13 protein-coding genes are annotated in these 16,203 nt (G+C 69.8%); 7 read left to right on the top strand and 6 right to left on the bottom strand.

The window, feature by feature from the left end:
* Positions 1-1,353, bottom strand: coding sequence for an HD-GYP domain-containing protein (locus tag ACZ6O0_RS25810; RefSeq protein ID WP_465767543.1), 1,353 nt, complete (start codon positions 1,351-1,353; stop codon positions 1-3).
* Positions 1,354-1,614: 261 nt separating this feature from the next.
* Between ACZ6O0_RS25810 and ACZ6O0_RS25805 the strand changes: the two genes are divergently transcribed.
* Entirely contained in the window at positions 1,615-1,689 is a 75-nt protein-coding gene (locus ACZ6O0_RS25805; RefSeq protein WP_369759046.1) for a 50S ribosomal protein bL37, read from the top strand.
* Between the two features lie 251 nt (positions 1,690-1,940).
* Positions 1,941-4,433 carry an ATP-binding protein gene (locus ACZ6O0_RS25800; protein ID WP_465767542.1) on the top strand — a complete coding sequence of 831 codons (2,493 nt, stop codon included), beginning with the start codon at positions 1,941-1,943 and terminating at the stop codon, positions 4,431-4,433.
* Positions 4,434-4,482: 49 nt separating this feature from the next.
* Here the strand turns inward: ACZ6O0_RS25800 and rsrA are convergent, their stop codons facing one another.
* The 5 genes from rsrA to ACZ6O0_RS25775 all read right to left on the bottom strand — a co-directional run bounded on the left by rsrA (position 4,483) and on the right by ACZ6O0_RS25775 (position 7,948).
* A complete protein-coding gene (rsrA, locus tag ACZ6O0_RS25795) occupies positions 4,483-4,761 on the bottom strand; it encodes a mycothiol system anti-sigma-R factor (protein WP_465767541.1) in 279 nt (92 codons plus the stop codon).
* Positions 4,758-5,405, bottom strand: a complete 648-nt coding sequence (locus tag ACZ6O0_RS25790; protein ID WP_465767540.1) for a sigma-70 family RNA polymerase sigma factor — start codon at positions 5,403-5,405, stop codon at positions 4,758-4,760. Before ACZ6O0_RS25790 ends, rsrA begins: the two co-directional genes overlap by 4 nt.
* A 127-nt stretch (positions 5,406-5,532) precedes the next feature.
* Positions 5,533-6,174, bottom strand: coding sequence for an alpha/beta hydrolase family protein (locus ACZ6O0_RS25785; RefSeq protein WP_465767539.1), 642 nt, complete (start codon positions 6,172-6,174; stop codon positions 5,533-5,535).
* Between the two features lie 37 nt (positions 6,175-6,211).
* On the bottom strand, positions 6,212-7,012 hold the full coding sequence (locus tag ACZ6O0_RS25780; RefSeq protein ID WP_465767538.1) for an SOS response-associated peptidase: 801 nt from the start codon (positions 7,010-7,012) through the stop codon (positions 6,212-6,214).
* 117 nt (positions 7,013-7,129) lie between these two features.
* The gene (locus ACZ6O0_RS25775) at positions 7,130-7,948 is read right to left on the bottom strand and encodes a hypothetical protein (protein ID WP_465767537.1); all 819 of its coding nucleotides are present in this window, start codon (positions 7,946-7,948) and stop codon (positions 7,130-7,132) included.
* A 272-nt stretch (positions 7,949-8,220) separates the two neighbouring features.
* On the opposite strand from ACZ6O0_RS25775, the gene ACZ6O0_RS25770 reads away from it, so the two are divergent.
* From ACZ6O0_RS25770 to ACZ6O0_RS25750, 5 genes are all read left to right on the top strand, one after another.
* Positions 8,221-10,494, top strand: coding sequence for a sigma-70 family RNA polymerase sigma factor (locus ACZ6O0_RS25770; protein WP_465767536.1), 2,274 nt, complete (start codon positions 8,221-8,223; stop codon positions 10,492-10,494).
* A 257-nt stretch (positions 10,495-10,751) separates the two neighbouring features.
* Positions 10,752-12,041 (top strand): aspartate--tRNA(Asn) ligase, encoded by a 1,290-nt coding sequence (aspS, locus tag ACZ6O0_RS25765; protein ID WP_465767535.1) that lies wholly within the window; start codon positions 10,752-10,754, stop codon positions 12,039-12,041.
* On the top strand, positions 12,038-12,316 hold the full coding sequence (locus ACZ6O0_RS25760) for a hypothetical protein (RefSeq protein WP_465767534.1): 279 nt from the start codon (positions 12,038-12,040) through the stop codon (positions 12,314-12,316). The genes aspS and ACZ6O0_RS25760 overlap by 4 nt, the downstream gene beginning before the upstream one ends.
* Positions 12,310-13,545 carry an ArgE/DapE family deacylase gene (locus ACZ6O0_RS25755; protein WP_465767533.1) on the top strand — a complete coding sequence of 412 codons (1,236 nt, stop codon included), beginning with the start codon at positions 12,310-12,312 and terminating at the stop codon, positions 13,543-13,545. The genes ACZ6O0_RS25760 and ACZ6O0_RS25755 overlap by 7 nt, the downstream gene beginning before the upstream one ends.
* 16 nt (positions 13,546-13,561) lie before the next feature.
* Positions 13,562-16,159 carry an ATP-binding protein gene (locus ACZ6O0_RS25750; RefSeq protein ID WP_465767532.1) on the top strand — a complete coding sequence of 866 codons (2,598 nt, stop codon included), beginning with the start codon at positions 13,562-13,564 and terminating at the stop codon, positions 16,157-16,159.
* Positions 16,160-16,203 lie beyond the last annotated feature (44 nt).

Below are 16,203 nucleotides of genomic sequence, written 5' to 3'. Positions count from 1 at the left end.
TCAGGCGTCCGGTCCGGCGGCCGAACCGGACGCGCCACCGGCACTGCCGAGACTGAGGTCGTCGTGATCGATCGCCGCTCGCGCGCTGCCGTCGGGAGCCGGCTGATCCGCGGCCGCGGCCTTCCAGCCGTCCTTGCGGATGACCTCGACGAACGCGTCGACGAGCTGCGGGTCGAAATGGGTGTAGCGGTCCTGCAACAGGATCTGCAAGGTCTCCTCGACACCACGGGCGGGCCGGTACGAGCGGGTCGAGGTGAGACAGTCGAAGGCGTCCACGATGCCGATGATCCGGGCGAAGTACGGGATGTTCTCCGCGGCCAGGCCGGCCGGGTAGCCGGTGCCGTCGTACTTCTCGTGATGGTGCAGGACCGCGGACTTCACTTCTTCCAGGAACGGGATGTTCCCGATCAGCTCGACACCTCTGGCCGGGTGCAGCCGGATCGCGTCCATCTCACTGTCGTCGAGCCGTCCCGGCTTCCGGATGATCCTGGTCGGGACGCCGACCTTCCCGACGTCGTGCAGCAGGCCGGCATGTTCCAGAGCGAGCTGGCGGTCCTCGTTGAGCTGGAGGTGGCGTCCCAGCATGCCGACGCCTTCGCTCACCCGCTCCGAGTGACCACGCGTGTACAGATCCTTGGTCTCGATGACCTGGATGAAGGCCCGCATGGTCGCTGCCTGGGCGTTGCGCTCGGCTTCGTACAGCGAGAGAGCCCAGCGGGCGACCACCAGCGGCACGACGACCAGGAACACCGCCACGACGCCCAGACCACCGATCCAGACCACGGCGAGCAGGACGCCGAGCAGCCCGTAGCCGGTCATCGGGATCACGGTGGGCGCAGCCGCCTTCCGCAGGAAGGTCAGCGGCGGCGTTCCACCACGGTCCAGCCACAGCACCAGGCACATCAGGGCGGCGTTCACCGAGAGCCAGGTCACGATCGCCGCGAACCCGGAAACCGTTGCCTGTCCCGGCGCGTCCAACACGGCGTCACCACGAACACCGCCGGTCCGGACGTACACGAAGCCGGCAGCGGCGGCGCACAGAACCGCCTGTGCGCCGTTGAACACCCGTCGCATCAGGGGAACACGACGGTCCTGGGTAAGGGGCAGCAGAATCGCGACAACCACAGTTGCCGCGGGCCCGGACAACAGGAGGAGGGCGATACAGACCACGTGGTCGAGGACTGCCTTGACAGGGCCGACCTTGGAACGCAGTAGTACGCCGACCAGCAACAGCAGGCCGAGCGCCACGGTGGGCACGTCCAGCCTGGTTTTGAACAACGCCACGGCGAGCACCAGTGCGGCGACAGCTGTGCTGATCGCCACCGTCAGACGGAGCGGCCAGCGGCTGTTCACCTGGGAACTCTAACCTTCACCACTCCCAACCGTCACTACTGAACACGACAGGTCACCTCCGATCAGCGGTCGCGGTCTTGTTCCCTGGCGTCGTCAAGGAACAGGGGGGCAGACAGCACATCGCTGACTCGTCATGATTTTGCTTCATCAGGCGCGCCGCGAAACACTGTAAGCCAGACCGTGACCCGCCGCACGACGCGAAGTGCTGGGCATGGTATGAGAGACTGTGACTCTTTGCAGTTGTTTCAAGGAGGCTTAGAAATGGGCAAGACCGGCCGCAAGCGCCGCGCACGCAAGAAGAAGGGCGCAAACCACGGTAAGCGCCCGAACGCCTGACAGCAGGCGGCTACGCAAAGCGAGGACCCCGGCAAAAGCCGGGGTCTTTGCAATTTGGTCACAGGTCGGCACCAGACCAGCTTTACCTCAGGTCTCGTATTCGGAGAGTCCCCGGCCGCATACTGAATGCTAGTTTCAAACGAGTGTTGGGTATTGGACCAGTGTGGATAACCTCGGCGGTCCGTCGGTGGATCCTCCTAGAGTTGGGCCCCGACGTCCCGCACCGACCGTAGCCGGGTGGGGTCCGACGAGTGAGGGAGGTGGGTGGGCTGTCCACGGCGAGCCTGAGCGAACTGCTGCGCGGGTTCCGGGCCAGGACCGGGCTCACCCAAGCGGCCCTGGCCGAAAAGGCCGGTCTGAGCGAGCAGGCCATCAGCGTCCTCGAGCGCGGCACGCGCAGCCGGCCGCGGATCGACACCATTCGCTCACTGACCGCAGCCCTCGGCCTCAGTGCGGCCGAGGCCGACGAGTTCCTGGCCGTTGCTCGTGGCAAGAGCCGGGCGGCCCGGACGGCGGTTCCGGAGCCGGAGATGCCCGCTCCGGGCGACGCGTTACCGATGCCATGGCAACTACCTCCGGCCGTTCCGGACTTCACCGGCCGGATTGCTCAGATCGAAGCAATCCTGACGGTTCTGCGGGTTCCGGCCGGCGCGACGCGGAACGACACGGTCGGCCTGGTCACCGTGACCGGCATGGGTGGCATCGGCAAGACAGCGCTGGCGGTCCAGGCCGCGCACAAGCTGGCCGACAGCTATCCCGACGGCCACCTGTATCTCAACCTGCGCGGCTACGGTCCCGGCAAACCGATGACGACCGGCGAAGCGCTGCGGCAGTTGCTGCGCTCACTCGGTCTCGACGTCCAGCTGATCCCCGACGGCGTCGAGGAAGCCGCCGGGCTGCTGCGATCCCAGCTCGCCGGCCGCCGGGTGCTGATGCTCCTCGACAATGCCGCCGACGTGGCCCATGTGGTGCCGTTGCTGCCCGGAAGTCCCGGGTCGGCGGCGATCATCACCAGCCGCGGTTCCCTCGCGACGCTGCCCGGCGCGCGCCAGATCCGGCTCGACGCACTGTCGGCGTCGGAGTCGGTCGAGCTGCTGACCGGGGTCATTGGTCAGTCCCGGGTCGCCGCCGAGCCGGACGCCGCCGAGATCCTTGCCTCGTTCACCGGTCGGCTGCCGCTGGCCGTGCGACTGATCGGCGGCCGGCTCGTGGCCCGCCCGTCGTGGCCGCTCCAGCACCTCGTCGATCTCCTCCACGACGAGGAGCGCCGGCTCGACAGCCTCGGCTCGGACGATTCCGGCGTCCGTTCCAGCATCGCCAGCTCCGTGCGGTTCCTGGAGTTCAGTGATCGCGAGCTCGACCGCGAGGCCGCGCGAGCCCTGCCCCTGCTCAGTGTTCCGGACGGATCCGACCTGCTCACGGTCGTCGCGGCCCACCTGCTCGATCTCCCGGTCCGCCGTACCGACGCCATCCTCGAGCGCCTCGTCGACCTCAACCTGCTCGAGTCAGTCGCCCCCGAGCGCTACCGCTTCCACGACCTCATCCGCGCCTACGCCCGCGAGCAGGCCGACCTCTCCCTCACCCCCGCCGACCGCGACGCCGGCCTGGAACGCATCCTGCGCTTCTACACGGGATTCGCCTGGGCCTGCCAGGCGAAGACCCATCCGGCCAGCCCACGGCTGGCGTTCGCGACGGTCACCTTCACGCCGCCGCCGGTGATCACCGACGCGGAGTCGGCGCTGAGCTGGCTCGACGCCGAGCAGCGCAACCTGATGGATCGGTACTCCCAAGCGACCGCCTCGTCACTGTCCGGATCTCCGGTGTTTCCAGAGCTCGTCCTGGCCCTGTTCGGCTTCCATGAATCCCGTTCGCGGTGGGTGGAGATGCGCGAGCTCGGGCTCGGCGCGGCGGACCTCGCCGAGCGGCTCGGGCTGCGGACGATGGCCGCGTGGCTGGAGCACGACAGCGCGATTCCCGAAGTGGAGAACGGAAGTCTCGAGGTCGGCGCCGACCGGCTGCTCAAGGCGCTCGCGATGTTCCGGGCGCTCGGGGACCGACCTGGTCAGGCCCGCGCGGCGACCTCGGCGACCCACGTGCTCGGCCGGCTGGACCGAGTCGCGGAAGCGCTCGCGTTCGGCACCGAAGCGTTGCGCCTCAGCCAGGAGCTCGGCGAGCCGACCGTCGAAGGCGTCTCGTACGTCGCCCTCGGCGGCCTGTACGAACGCAACGGTGACTACGCGCTCGCCGACGAGGCGTTCCGGCAGGGGATCGCGCTCGCGGAGCGGTCGGGTGATCTTCGGTCGGTCGGCAAGAGATATCTGAACATCGGCTTTTCCCACCTGCTCGTCGGTCGCTCCGAGGACGCGATCGAGCCGTTGCACCACAGCATCGAGGCGGGAAAACGGTCACGCAACGACGACCTGCAGTCCCAGGGCTGGCAATGTCTGGCCGCCGTGTACGCAAGTCAGGGCCACTACGGCAAAGCGCACGAATGCATCGAAGAAGGCATCCAATTGGTGCGCGTGCTCGGAAACCGGCTGCGCGAAGGATGCTTCCTGCTCGAACACGGCAAGGTCAGCGCCGCGGCCGGCGATTCGACCGCCGCGACGCAGTACCTGCGGTCCGCGATCACCGTCCTGCAGGGCATCTCGCCCCATTTCCAGGCAAAGGCCGAGGATCTGCTCGCCCTCGTCGAACGGGGCGGAAAGTACACCTACAGCTTTGACGACTCGCAGGTCAGGTGACCCGGTCCGACCGACCGGTAGCACGCATTCGACAACGACCGGCCAAACGTCAGTCGGTGGTGGTGATGGTGGTTTCCACCTGGATTTGGGTGAGGCGGAGGAGGATTTTCTGGCGCAGGGCGTCGGGGGCGTGGTCGGAACCGCAGGAGCGGTGGACCAGCTTCTTGACGCAGCGTTCCAGGTCGTACTGGTCCAGGCAGGGGGCGCACTCTTCGAGGTGCTGCCGGATCTCGTCCGTGGTGGCGTCTTCGAGTTCGTTGTCGATGAAGACGTAGACCCGCTGCAGGATCTCGCTGCAGTCGACGTCGTGGTGCTCGCCGCAGCTCACGACTCCTCCTTCTCCGCGGTCGCGCCGGTACTCGCGTCCGTGCTCTGGTCCGAGTCCGGCGTGGGGATCAGGCCGCGATCCCGGGCGTAGTCCCCCAGCAGCTCACGCAGCTGGCGGCGGCCCCGGTGCAGCCGCGACATCACGGTGCCCACCGGCGTACCCATGATGTCGGCGATCTCCTTGTAGGCAAAGCCCTCGACATCGGCCAGGTAGACGGCCAGGCGGAAGTCCTCCGGGATGGATTGCAGGGCTTCCTTGATGTCGGAGTCGGGCAGGTGCTCGAGGGCGACCGCCTCGGCCGACTTCAGGCCGCCGGGAGTGTGCGACTCGGCGGCGGTGAGCTGCCAGTCCTCGATCTCCTCGGTCGGCGACTGCGTCGGCTGACGCTGCCGCTTGCGGTATCCGTTGATGAACGTGTTCGTCAGGATCCGGTACAGCCACGCCTTCAGGTTGGTGCCGGGCGTGAACTGGTGGAACGAGCTGTACGCCTTCGCGAAGGTGTCCTGCACCAGGTCTTCGGCGTCCGACGGATTACGGGTCATCCGCATCGCCGCGGCGTACATCTGGTCCAGGAAAGGCAGCGCCTCGCGCTCGAACCGCGCGGTCCGCTGCTCGGGTGTCTCGGTGGTGGTGGGAGTCGGCATCGTGATCGAGAATACCGGGGTCTTCCCAGCTGTCCTCGCCGGAGCCTCGGTCGTCGCCATCATGTTCGTCACAACACGCCCCGCGACGAGCCCATTCCCGCTCACAGCTGGGTTCGGGCGCTGACCACTATCCGGACACCTCGCGGCTGACCCATTCGAACACAGCTTCGACCAGGAGGTCGTACGTCTCCTGCTGGTCGAGCTCCGCCCGCTTCGGCACCTTGAAGGAGTGGTCCGCGTCCGGGACGACGGCCATCTCGGTCAGCGGCGGGAACTCCTCGGGCGTCCCGAACGGGTCCCGCTCCCCCTGCACGACCAGCGTCGGCAGCCCGGTGCCCTGCAGTTCGGCGACCCGCGACTTCTCCGGCTTCCCCGGCGCGTGCAGCGGGAACGACAACGCGAGTACGCCGGACGCCCCCAGACTGCTCGCGGTCCGGCAGGCCACCCGGGCGCCCGCACTGCGGCCGCCGATCACCAGCGGCGTGCGGACCCGGAGCTGGCCGATGATCGCGATCCAGGCTTCGTCGAGCACCTTCGGCGCCGGCGCGAGCTTCTTCCCGGCCCGGCGCCAGGGCTGCTCGATCAAGAACACGTTGATGTCCTGCTTCGGCAGCCGGGCGGCCAGTGCGGCCAGGTCACCGGACTCGATCCCGGCCCCGGCGCCATGACCGAGGGCCAGCGTCGCCACCGGCCGCCGGGCCCGGTGCGCCACGATCCGGGCCTCGCCGTGCGGCGTCCCCACAATCCGTTCGTCGGTCACCCGCCCCATCCTGTCATCCGGACCGTCGAACGGCGGGCACGAAACGTCAGAAGAGAGTGGTCTCCTCCGGAGTGGCCGGCTTGTCGATCGGATCCACACCATCGGGCGGCAGCGGATCGAGCAGATGGGGTCCGTTGTTCTTCACCGAGCTGACCGCCTTCGAGACGGCGTACGCCTCCAGGCGGCCCGGGGCGGCGGGGACCAGCAGCTCCAGCAGATCGTCAGGATCCGACGACAGCGGGTCGAGCCAGGCGTCGTACCGCTCGCGCTCGACCAGGAGCGGCATCCGGTCGTGGATGCGGCCGAGGTCGTCGGTGGCGGTCGTGGTCAGAACCGTGCAGGTCCACAGCCAGGCCTCGTCCTGGTCCGGGTCCGCGACCGACTTGTCGCGCCAGATCTCGTACAGCCCCGCCATGGCCAGGACGCCGCCGTCGGCCGGATGGATGAAGTACGGCTGCTTGACCGGCTTGCCGTTCACCTTCTCCTCGGCCGTGTACCACTCGTAGTAGCCGTCGGCCGGCAGGATGCAGCGGCGGGTGGCGAACGCCTTCTTGAAGGCGGGCTTCTCCGCGACCGTCTCCATCCGCGCGTTGATCAGCCGGTTCCCGATCGAGGTGTCCTTGGCCCACGACGGCACCAGTCCCCACTTGACCGTGGTCAGCTTGCGGATCGTCTCGTCGGGGACCTCGCGGTTCTTCCGCTCGACCACCGCGATCACCTGATCGGTCGGCGCGACGTTGTAGTTGTCCGGCAGTTCCTGCACGGACTCGCGGACGTTGCCCGCCTCGATCTCGAACTCCACGACGAGGTCGGACGGGTCCCGGCTGGACGCATACCTACCGCACATGGGACCAGCCTAGACACGACCACGGACAAGCGGCGGCGGATCGCCTACCCCGTGATAGGCGATCCGCCGCCGGCCGATGCGTCCGGCCACCCCCCTGTCGGCGTCCGGACGCAGGTCCTAAGGTCTGGCGAGTTCGTCGAGAACCCTCCCTGCCATCGCGTCGGTGTGCGGCAGGCCTTCGATCCAGATCCGGGCCAGCTGGGGTACGTCGGTGTCCAGCCGCCACTGGGTGATCAGGGCTCGTACCGTCGCGACCTGCTCCGGCAGGTTCGGCTCGCGGCCGACGAGCGCCGCCGCGCGGTGTGAGCCGACGCGGCCCAGTACGTCACCGCCGCAGAAGACGATCCGCAGGCACTCCGCCACGTCGACCAGCCGGAGCTCGCGGTCGAACGGCGACGTCCCCGGGGGATTGAGCGGCTCGACAACCACCAGTGCGTGGGATTGCGGTACGGAAGTGCCACGGAACTCCGCCTCTCGATAGAGCTCGCCGAGCCGGGACCGCAGGTGGGCCAGGCTGGACAGCCCGGTCAACGGGTCCTCGCAGGACAGTGAGTGCAGGTAGACCAGAGAGGCCTCGGCCCAGCTGGAACTGAGTGCGCGTACCGCGTCGAAAGCCGGCTCGCCCCCGGCGATCGAGCGGTACAACGCACTCAGCCCATCAAGTGCCTCCACCAGCGAGACTCCGTCGGCCGCCAGCCGGCGTCCGACCTCGTCCGATGCAGGCACGACATCGGCCCCGTCCCGCAGCGCCTCGGCGATCGCGAGATAGGCGCTGTGGTCTGTGACGGGACCAGCTGTGCCGTGCGGCTCCCTCCGTCCGCACGGTTGATCTGGAGACGACGCCTCCGGCCGGTTCCGGGCGGGCGACCCCGCCAGGTTCAGGGACTTGGCTGGACGCAGGTCGAGTCGTCGGCGGATGTCCGCGAACAGCGACATGGCCCTCCTCGAATAGCCCCGTCAGTCTCCCGACCGGTCGGCCGGAAGCGTCGTTCGCAGGTGAGACAGCCGGGGCGGAGGTTCATGACGCGGATTCGCAGAACTTTTTTCGCGTAACTTCCGGGCTGGTCATCTCGTCAGGAAAGGTGCACGATTCCGCGTCAGGAGACGTGCGCGGATCCGTCCCACGTGGGAACCTTGTTCCCGGCAACAATGTGACGGACCGTCACATCGCCGTACGGACAGTCGTGACACACCCACGGGGGAGCTGGATGGAGACGCCGGAAGGACCGAGCGACGCCGAACTGATCGCGCGCGTCCGCAACGGCGATCTCGAGGCGTACGGCGAACTCTTCGGCCGCCACCACCACGCGGCCGAGCGGATGGCCCGCCAGCTGGTCCCGGCCAACGACGCCGACGACCTGGCCAGTGACGCGTTCGCCAAGGTGCTGGACGCGCTCCGGGCCGGCGGCGGTCCCGACATCTCTTTCCGTGCGTACCTGCTGACGACGGTCCGGCGGGTGCACGTCGACCGGATCCGGTCCGGCCGGAAGGTGACCGCCACCGACGACATCGCGGCGTACGAGCGGGAGCCGGAGAGCTTCGACGATCCGACGGTCACCGGGTTCGAGAGCGGCGCGGCGGCCAAGGCGTTCGCGAGCCTGCCCGAGCGCTGGCAGGCCGTCCTCTGGCACACCGAGGTCGAGGGTGAGAAGCCGGCCGCGATCGCTCCGCTGCTCGGCCTGACCGCGAACGGCGTGTCCGCGCTGGCCTACCGCGCCCGCGAGGGTCTGCGGCAGGCGTACCTGCAGCAGCATCTGGCCGACGTCGCCGGCGACCGCTGCCGCTGGACGACCGAGCGCCTCGGCGCGTACGTCCGCGGCGGCCTGACCAAGCGCGAGAACCGCAACGTCCGCGAGCACCTGGACGACTGCGCGAAGTGCACCGCGGTCTACCTCGAGCTCGTCGAGGTCAACAGTGCGTTGCCGGCCCTGCTCGCCCCGGCCCTGCTGGGCACCGCGGGCCTCGGCTACCTGGCCGCCGCGTCCGGCGCGAAGGTCGGGCTGGTCGGCTTCGTCGCCACCGGCTGGAAGAAGGTCACCGAGAACGGCACCCGGACAGCGGTCGGCGCGGGAGCGGTCGTGGTCGTCGCGGTCGCCGCCGTGCTCGCAGCGATGGCGCTTGGCGGCAACGACACTCCCCCGGCGGCGATCGACAAGCCGCCGGCGCAGCAGCCGACCCAACCGCCGGGGAATCCGCCGACCGTTCCGCCGGTGAAGCCGCCGACGGTCAAACCGCCGTCCACCCAGCCGACGACCGCTCCGACCGCGGCGCCCACCACCGCGCCGACGACCGAGCCGACCCAGCAGGCGACGACGCCGACCCCGACGGCCGAGCCGACCCCGACGCCGACGCCGACGCCGACGCAGACCACCCCGACGCCACCGTTGCCGACGACACCGATCCTGGACGAGGGCCTGCTGACGATCACCATGCCGAGCGGCGGCGGCGCCCCGAGCGACCGGGCCGGCGTCTCGCAGGCCGCGGCGGGGATGCGCTTCGTCCTCACCATCAAGCCCCCGGCCGGCAACACCGACCCGGTCGTGATCGGCCTCAAGTTCGGTGCCTCGCTGGACTGGCCGCTGACCGGCAACCCGAGCGGCTGGGTCTGTCACCAGACCACCAAGACCTGTACGGCGAACAACCCGGCGGCGCCTGAACCGATGCCGGTGACGTTCGACACCCCGACCGGTGGATCGACCGCCGATCGCACCTTCACGGTCTCGGCCAAGACCGGCCGGCTGTACGACGACGACTCCGAGACGCTGACCGCTCCCGCTCCCCCGCGGACCGACGAGAACCTGCTGAAGATCCTCGACGGGAAGGCCGACCCGGACGTCCACCACCGCATCCTGACCGTTGCCCCCGGCACGGACCGGACCAGCGTCACGCTGAAGATCACCTACGGCTCGGCGCTGGAGTGGCCGATCGCCGCGAACCCGGCCGGCTGGAAGTGCTCGGCCACGACCAAGACCTGTACGGCGCTGACCCCGGCCCGGCCGGCTCCGCTGCCGGCGGACTTCGCCGTACCGTCGGAGGGCTCGGCGGCGGCCAGGACCTTCACCGTGGCCGCGACGGCCGGGCTGGTCAGTGACACCGACTCCGAGGTGCTGCCGGGGATCCAGGTGGACGAGTCGCTGCTGCAGATCATCACCCCGACGCCGCAGACCGACCCGAACCCGTTCGTCTACAACCGGTTCCTCAAGGTCAACGGGGTGTCGAACCAGCGGGTGACCCTGGACATCTCCTGGGGACGCAACCTGTCCTTCCTGTCCGCGCACGACAAGGGCTGGACCTGCTCGCGGTCGACCGACATCCGGCGGGCGACCTGCTGGACCGACAACTACGTCAAGCCGTTCAACTCTGAGTGGACCGCGTGGCTGCCGGGCACCGGGGCGAACAACCAGATCACCGTGCACGCCCGGGTCGGCGGCCGGGAGGACACCGACTCGGTGCAGATCCCGCCGTCGACCTCCCGCCGGTGAAACCCGGTTGCCGCCTGCGATATCTTGGATCTGTTCGCGCTGACGGAACCGAGTAGCGCCGTACGTCACGTCCGAGAGAGTCGCCGGTTGCTGTGAAGGCGGCACGTGGAGCGGTCGTGAAGACACTCCCGAGCGAATGCATGGCAAGAGGCCGGACCCGGGCACGTGCCCGATCCGGTGAAGGTGTGGTGGCACCGCGAGATCCCCTTCGCCCACACCTCCGGGGTACGAGAGACAACCTGGAGGTGAAAACAGCAATGCGCATTCTCAGCCATGAGATCCCCTCAGCAGTGGGCCAGACCGTCACGGTGGCCGGCTGGGTGCACCGAAGACGACGGCTCGCCGCCGTCAGTTTCCTGATCCTGCGCGACCGGTCCGGCCTGAGCCAGATCGTCGTGAAGGCACCGGAGACCCAAGCACAGCTGGACGAGCTCGGTGAGGAGACCGTCGTCCAGGTGACCGGCATGGTCGCCGCCAACCCGCAGGCGCCCGGTGGCGCGGAGATCGTCGACCCGGTGATCGAGCCGCTGACGGAGCCGGCCGCGACGCCGCCGATCGAGCTGTGGCGACCCACGGTCGGTGCCGGGCTGCCCGTCGTCCTGGACAACGCGCCGGTCGCGTTGCGGCATCCTTCCGTCCGGGCCGGATGGGAGATCGCCGCGGCCGCCCTGCACGGGTTCCGTGCCGCCGTGGACGGTCAGGGCTTCACGGAGATCCAGACGCCGAAGATCGTCGGTACGGCGACGGAGTCGGGGGCCAACGTGTTCGCGCTGGACTACTTCGGCGGACCGGCGTACCTGGCGCAGTCGCCGCAGTTCTACAAGCAGACGATGGTCGGGGTGTTCGAGCGGGTCTTCGAGGTCGGGCCGGTGTTCCGGGCCGAGCCGCACGACACGGTCCGGCACCTGGCCGAGTACGTCTCGCTGGACGCGGAGTTCGGGTTCATCCAGGACCACCGCGACGTCCTCGCGGTGCTCCGGTCGGCCGTCGCCGGGATGCTGGCCGCGGTCGGCGAGCGGGCCGGCGGTGCGCTGGAGCGGCTCGGGGTGGAGCTGCCCGAGATCCCGGTCGACGTACCGGTCGTGCACTTCAGCGAGGCGCTGAAGATCGCCGGGGCGAACCCGGACGAGCCGGACCTGGCGCCGGCCGACGAGCGGGCGATCGGCGAGTGGGCGCTGCGCGAACACGGCAGCGAGTTCGTCGCGGTCGAGGGCTATCCGATGGTGAAGCGGCCGTTCTACACGCATCCGCAGCCGTCGGACCCGCGCTGGTCGAACTCGTTCGACCTGTTGTTCCGCGGGATGGAGCTGGTCACCGGTGGGCAGCGTCTGCACCGCTACAGCGACTACGTCGCGGCCCTGGAGGCGCGGGGTGAGTCGCCGGACGCACCGGCGTACAGCTCGTACCTGCAGGCGTTCAAGCACGGGATGCCGCCGCACGGCGGGTTCGCGATCGGGCTCGAGCGGTTCGTGGCGCGGCTGACCAAGGCCGAGAACGTCCGCGAGGTCACGCTGTTCCCGCGCGACCTGCACCGCCTGACGCCGTGACGGAGACCACCGCGTCGGTCGTCGCCGAGCTGAACGTTGCCCTAGGCACCGATTATCGGCTGGTCCGGCAACTGACCGGTGGTCTGCAGTCCAGCGCGTACGAGCTCGTCGACGGCGGGGCCCGGGTCGTCCTCAAGTGGAGCGGCGACCCGGGCTGGGCGCCCCGCGTCCGGCGGGCGGCCGAGCCCGTCCGCCGGGCGCGGACGGTCGGTTACCCCACCCCGCGGCGGCCGGCGGGTGCTCGAGCTGCTCGATGCATGATGTGCGCATGCTGAGTGAGGTGGAGCGGGCGGTTCTGGCGGTGGTCGACGACGAGCGGATCGTCGAGGACCTGCAGGAGCTGGTGCGGATTCCGAGTGTGGACGGGACGGCTGCGGAGAGCGACGTACAGACGTGGTGTGCGGAGCGGCTGTCGACGCTCGGTCTGCTTGTCGACAACTGGCGGATCGACCTTCCGGCGCTGACCGCCGACCCGGAGTTTCCCGGGATGGAGGTCACCCGGGACGAGGCCTGGGGTTGTGTCGGCCGGCTCGGCGGGCACGAGACGCCGGGGCTGATCCTCAACGGGCACGTGGATGTCGTGCCCGCGACCGGCGACGCGTTCTCGGCCCGGGTCGAGGACGGCGTGATGTGGGGACGCGGGACGTGTGACATGAAGGGCGGTGTCGCGGCGATCCTCGGCGCGGTGGCGGCGATCGTTGCTGCAGGCATCAAGTTGCGGAAGCCGCTGGCGGTGCACACGGTGGTCGGCGAGGAGGACGGCGGCCTCGGAGCGTTCGCGACGTTGCGGCGGGGACACGGCGGTACGGCGTGCCTGATCGCGGAGCCGACCGCGGGCTGCGTGATCCCGGCCAACTCGGGATCGCTGACGTTCCGGCTGGAGGTCCCGGGGCTGGCGACACACGGCTCGACCCGGAGCCGTGGGGTGAGCGCGATCGAGAAGTTCGTCCTGATCCAGGAAGCGCTGCAGGCCCTCGAATCCTCGCGAAACCACGAGCCGCACCCGTTGCTGGCCCACCTCGATCTGCCCAACCCACTGTCGGTCGGCACCGTGCGGGCCGGCGACTGGGCGAGCACCGTACCGGACCTGCTGATCGCCGAGGGCAGGTACGGCGTACGCCTCGGTGAGCCGCTCGCCGACGCACGGGCCGCCTTCGAGACCGCGATCGCCGACGCCTGCGCGAAGGACGAGTGGCTCCGCGAGCACCCGGTCGCGGTGACCTGGCCGGGCGGTGAGTTCGCCTCCGGCCTCCTGCCCGACGGCGATCCGTTGCTCGCGCAGACCCTGGCGGCCGCCACCGACGCCGGCGGGGAGACACCTGACGTCAAGGGCGCGCCGTACGGGTCGGACCTCCGGCTGTACGCCGCCGCCGGCATCCCCACCCTGCAGTACGGCCCCGGCGACGTCCGCTACGCCCACGCCGCGGACGAACACGTCGTCCTCGCCGAGGTTCTGCACGCGGCCCGCGCGTACGCCCTGCTGGCCGTCCGCCGCTGTCTCTGAGTGATACAAATCCACCATGGCGCCGTTGCGGGGACGTTCCAGCGAGCTCGGGCGGCTGCTGGAAGCACTTCGGGCAGCCACCGACGGGACGGCCGCGCTGGCGATCGTCACCGGTGAGCCAGGTATCGGTAAGTCCGCCTTGCTGGCCGCGGCCGTCGAGCAGGCCGAGCGTCACGGCTTCCTGATCGCCACGGCGGCTGCGCACCAGACCGACAACATCAGCCCGCTCGCCTCGCTCGCACCGGCCCTTCGCGCCGGCCAGCAGCCCCTGATCGACACCGAGCACTTCCTGGAGCTGGCCACCCTCAACACCCAACCCCTGTGGCTGGCCGAGCGCCTGGCAGACCTGATCGGCCGCCGCCTCGACGGCACCCCCGCCCTGATCGTGCTGGACGACGCCCAGTGGTCCGACCCGCTCACCGCCTTCGTCCTGAGCGTCGTCGTCGCTCGGCTGGCCGACGCCAACCTGCTCTGGCTCCTCGCGACCCGGCCGGCTCCGGGCGGCGTGACCGATCAGCTGGCCGAGGCCGTTCGTACTCAGGTCCTGATCCACGCCATCGACCTCGCTCCGCTTCCCGCCGACGCCATCCAGGACATCGCCACCGACCTGCTCAACGGACCGGTCGATGCGACGCTCGCCGTGCAGCTGGCCGGTGTCCAAGGCATCCCGTTCCTCGCCGAGCAGCTCATCGCCGGGCTCTACCTCGGCAGCGGCTCCGGCGACACCGGTCCGTTGCCGACCGGCCTGGTGGAGGGCGTACGTCGTCGTACGAGCGGACTGTCCGAGCTCAGCCGCACCCTGGTCCGGACGGCGGCGGTCTTCGGCAGCGAGTTCCGCCTGGAGGACGTCGCCGTACTGATGAGCGAGCCCGTTGCCAGACTGGCCGAACCACTCGACGAAGCGATCCAGGCCGCACTGCTGACGGACGCCGGCGCCGTACTGCGGTTCCGCCACGAGCTCCTGCGGTCGGCCACGCTGGCCGACGTACCGCCATCCGCGCAGCGTGCGCTGCACGGGGCCATCGCCGACCAGCTCTTGTCGACTGGGCAAGGGGCCGCGGCGGCCGCGCCGCATGTTCTGGCGGTGGCTCGACCGGGCGACACCGCTGCCGTCACGACGTTGCGCAAGGCGGCTCGCGATCTGCTCGCGACCATGTCGACCACGGCCGCCGAAGTCATCCAGGAGGCGTTCGATCTCACGCCGGTCGACGATCCGCTGCGGGCCGAGGTCGGCGAGGAGGTGGTCAGCGTCCTCCTCACGGCCAGGCAGTACGACCGGGCCAAGGCCTTCGCCGAGGACCTGCTCAGTGGAACCGCCCTCTATCGCGGCCCGATCACGCCCGACCTTCGGGCGTCGGTCCGTCTCCACCTCGCACCCCACCAGTGGTCCATCGCACTGCTGGATCCGCACGATCTCGACGTTCCCGGAGCTGCCCCACACCTGGCCGAGCGCCTCGCCGCCTACCGGGCACTGGCCGGTTCGGAGCCTGCGAGCACGGCCGCGGACCCGATCGCGCGGGCGGTTCTGCAGGTGGGGCAAGCAGAGCGCGCGCGGGCAGCGGGAAGGTATGCGGAGGCACGCGATCTGTACGTCGCCGCGCGGGAGGTGGCACCGGGTCTGGGCAGCCTGCCGGCGACGCGGGTCGAGGTCGGCGAGCTCTACTGCCGGGCGGAGACCGACGAATTGCCGCACGCGCTGCAGCGGGCCCGCGAGATGCTGACCGGTGGTGACTCGTTCGCCGCGCCGCAGCTGGCTGTGCTGGCGGCTCGGTTGGAGTACGCCGCGGGGAATCTGCGGGAGGCCGAGGACGCCGCGAGTACAGGGCTGCGCTGGATGAGTCAGTTCCACGACAACGCGTTGGCCCCGGCTGCGCATCAGGTGCTGGCGTTGATCGCTCTCCAGCGCGGCCAACTGACCCAGGCTCGGGAGTTCGCGGGCCACGATCCGACGATCAACGCGCTGCTCGCTGTCGCGGATGGCGACTCCAAGGCCACCGACCGGCTGATCGACGTACCGCAGGACTTTCCGGAGCGGACCGGCGTCCTCGTTCAAGCACGGGCCGAGGATCGGCTGACGGAGCAGGTGGCCGCCAGTCCGTCGGCGGCGTCTCGCGGGGCCTTGGAGTTGGTGGCTGCGGGCAACGATCTGCGCCTGCTGGCCGCGGCGACCGGTGTGCTCCGGACCGCCCATCGGCCGCTGCTGCTTGCGCGAGCCGAGGAGCTCTACGGCCGAGCCGAGTTGGAGTCCGGCGACCGCACGACCGGGATCGCCACCCTGGAACACGCGCTCGACACGCTGACGACGCTCGGCGCGACCGCGCCAGCCGGCCGGATCCAGGCAGTGCTCCAGGCGGCCGGCGTACGGCGGCGCCGGTGGGCCGCCGTACCACCGCGGGCTCAGGAGGGTTGGGAGGCGCTCACGCCGATGGAACGCCGGGTCGCGCTGCTCGTCGCCGAGGGGCACACGAACCGGTCGGCGGCCGAGGAGCTCGTCGTCTCCGCGAGTACGGTCGGCACGCATCTGCGGTCCGCGTTCGGCAAGCTCGGCGTGAACTCGCGGGTCCAGCTGACCCGGCTGGTGCTGGAGCGCTTCGCCTCTCCCCCGAACGCATGAGTTTTGGGTGCACCACCCCACCCGCCGGGTCCAAAGGCTCGTGA

Source organism: Kribbella sp. NPDC048837 (assembly GCF_055586945.1).
The sequence above is the reverse complement of the archived record's forward strand: the minus strand, read 5'-3'. Positions and strand labels throughout refer to the sequence as shown.

Coding starts and splice junctions, on each gene's coding strand:
- ACZ6O0_RS25785 (WP_465767539.1), bottom strand. CDS start 6,174: ATGGGGCGGGTGACCGACGAACGGATTGTGGGGACGCCGCACGGCGAG.
- ACZ6O0_RS25790 (WP_465767540.1), bottom strand. CDS start 5,405: ATGCCGACTCCCACCACCACCGAGACACCCGAGCAGCGGACCGCGCGG.
- ACZ6O0_RS25770 (WP_465767536.1), top strand. CDS start 8,221: ATGGAGACGCCGGAAGGACCGAGCGACGCCGAACTGATCGCGCGCGTC.
- ACZ6O0_RS25755 (WP_465767533.1), top strand. CDS start 12,310: ATGCTGAGTGAGGTGGAGCGGGCGGTTCTGGCGGTGGTCGACGACGAG.
- ACZ6O0_RS25780 (WP_465767538.1), bottom strand. CDS start 7,012: ATGTGCGGTAGGTATGCGTCCAGCCGGGACCCGTCCGACCTCGTCGTG.
- ACZ6O0_RS25775 (WP_465767537.1), bottom strand. CDS start 7,948: ATGTCGCTGTTCGCGGACATCCGCCGACGACTCGACCTGCGTCCAGCC.
- aspS (WP_465767535.1), top strand. CDS start 10,752: ATGCGCATTCTCAGCCATGAGATCCCCTCAGCAGTGGGCCAGACCGTC.
- ACZ6O0_RS25750 (WP_465767532.1), top strand. CDS start 13,562: ATGGCGCCGTTGCGGGGACGTTCCAGCGAGCTCGGGCGGCTGCTGGAA.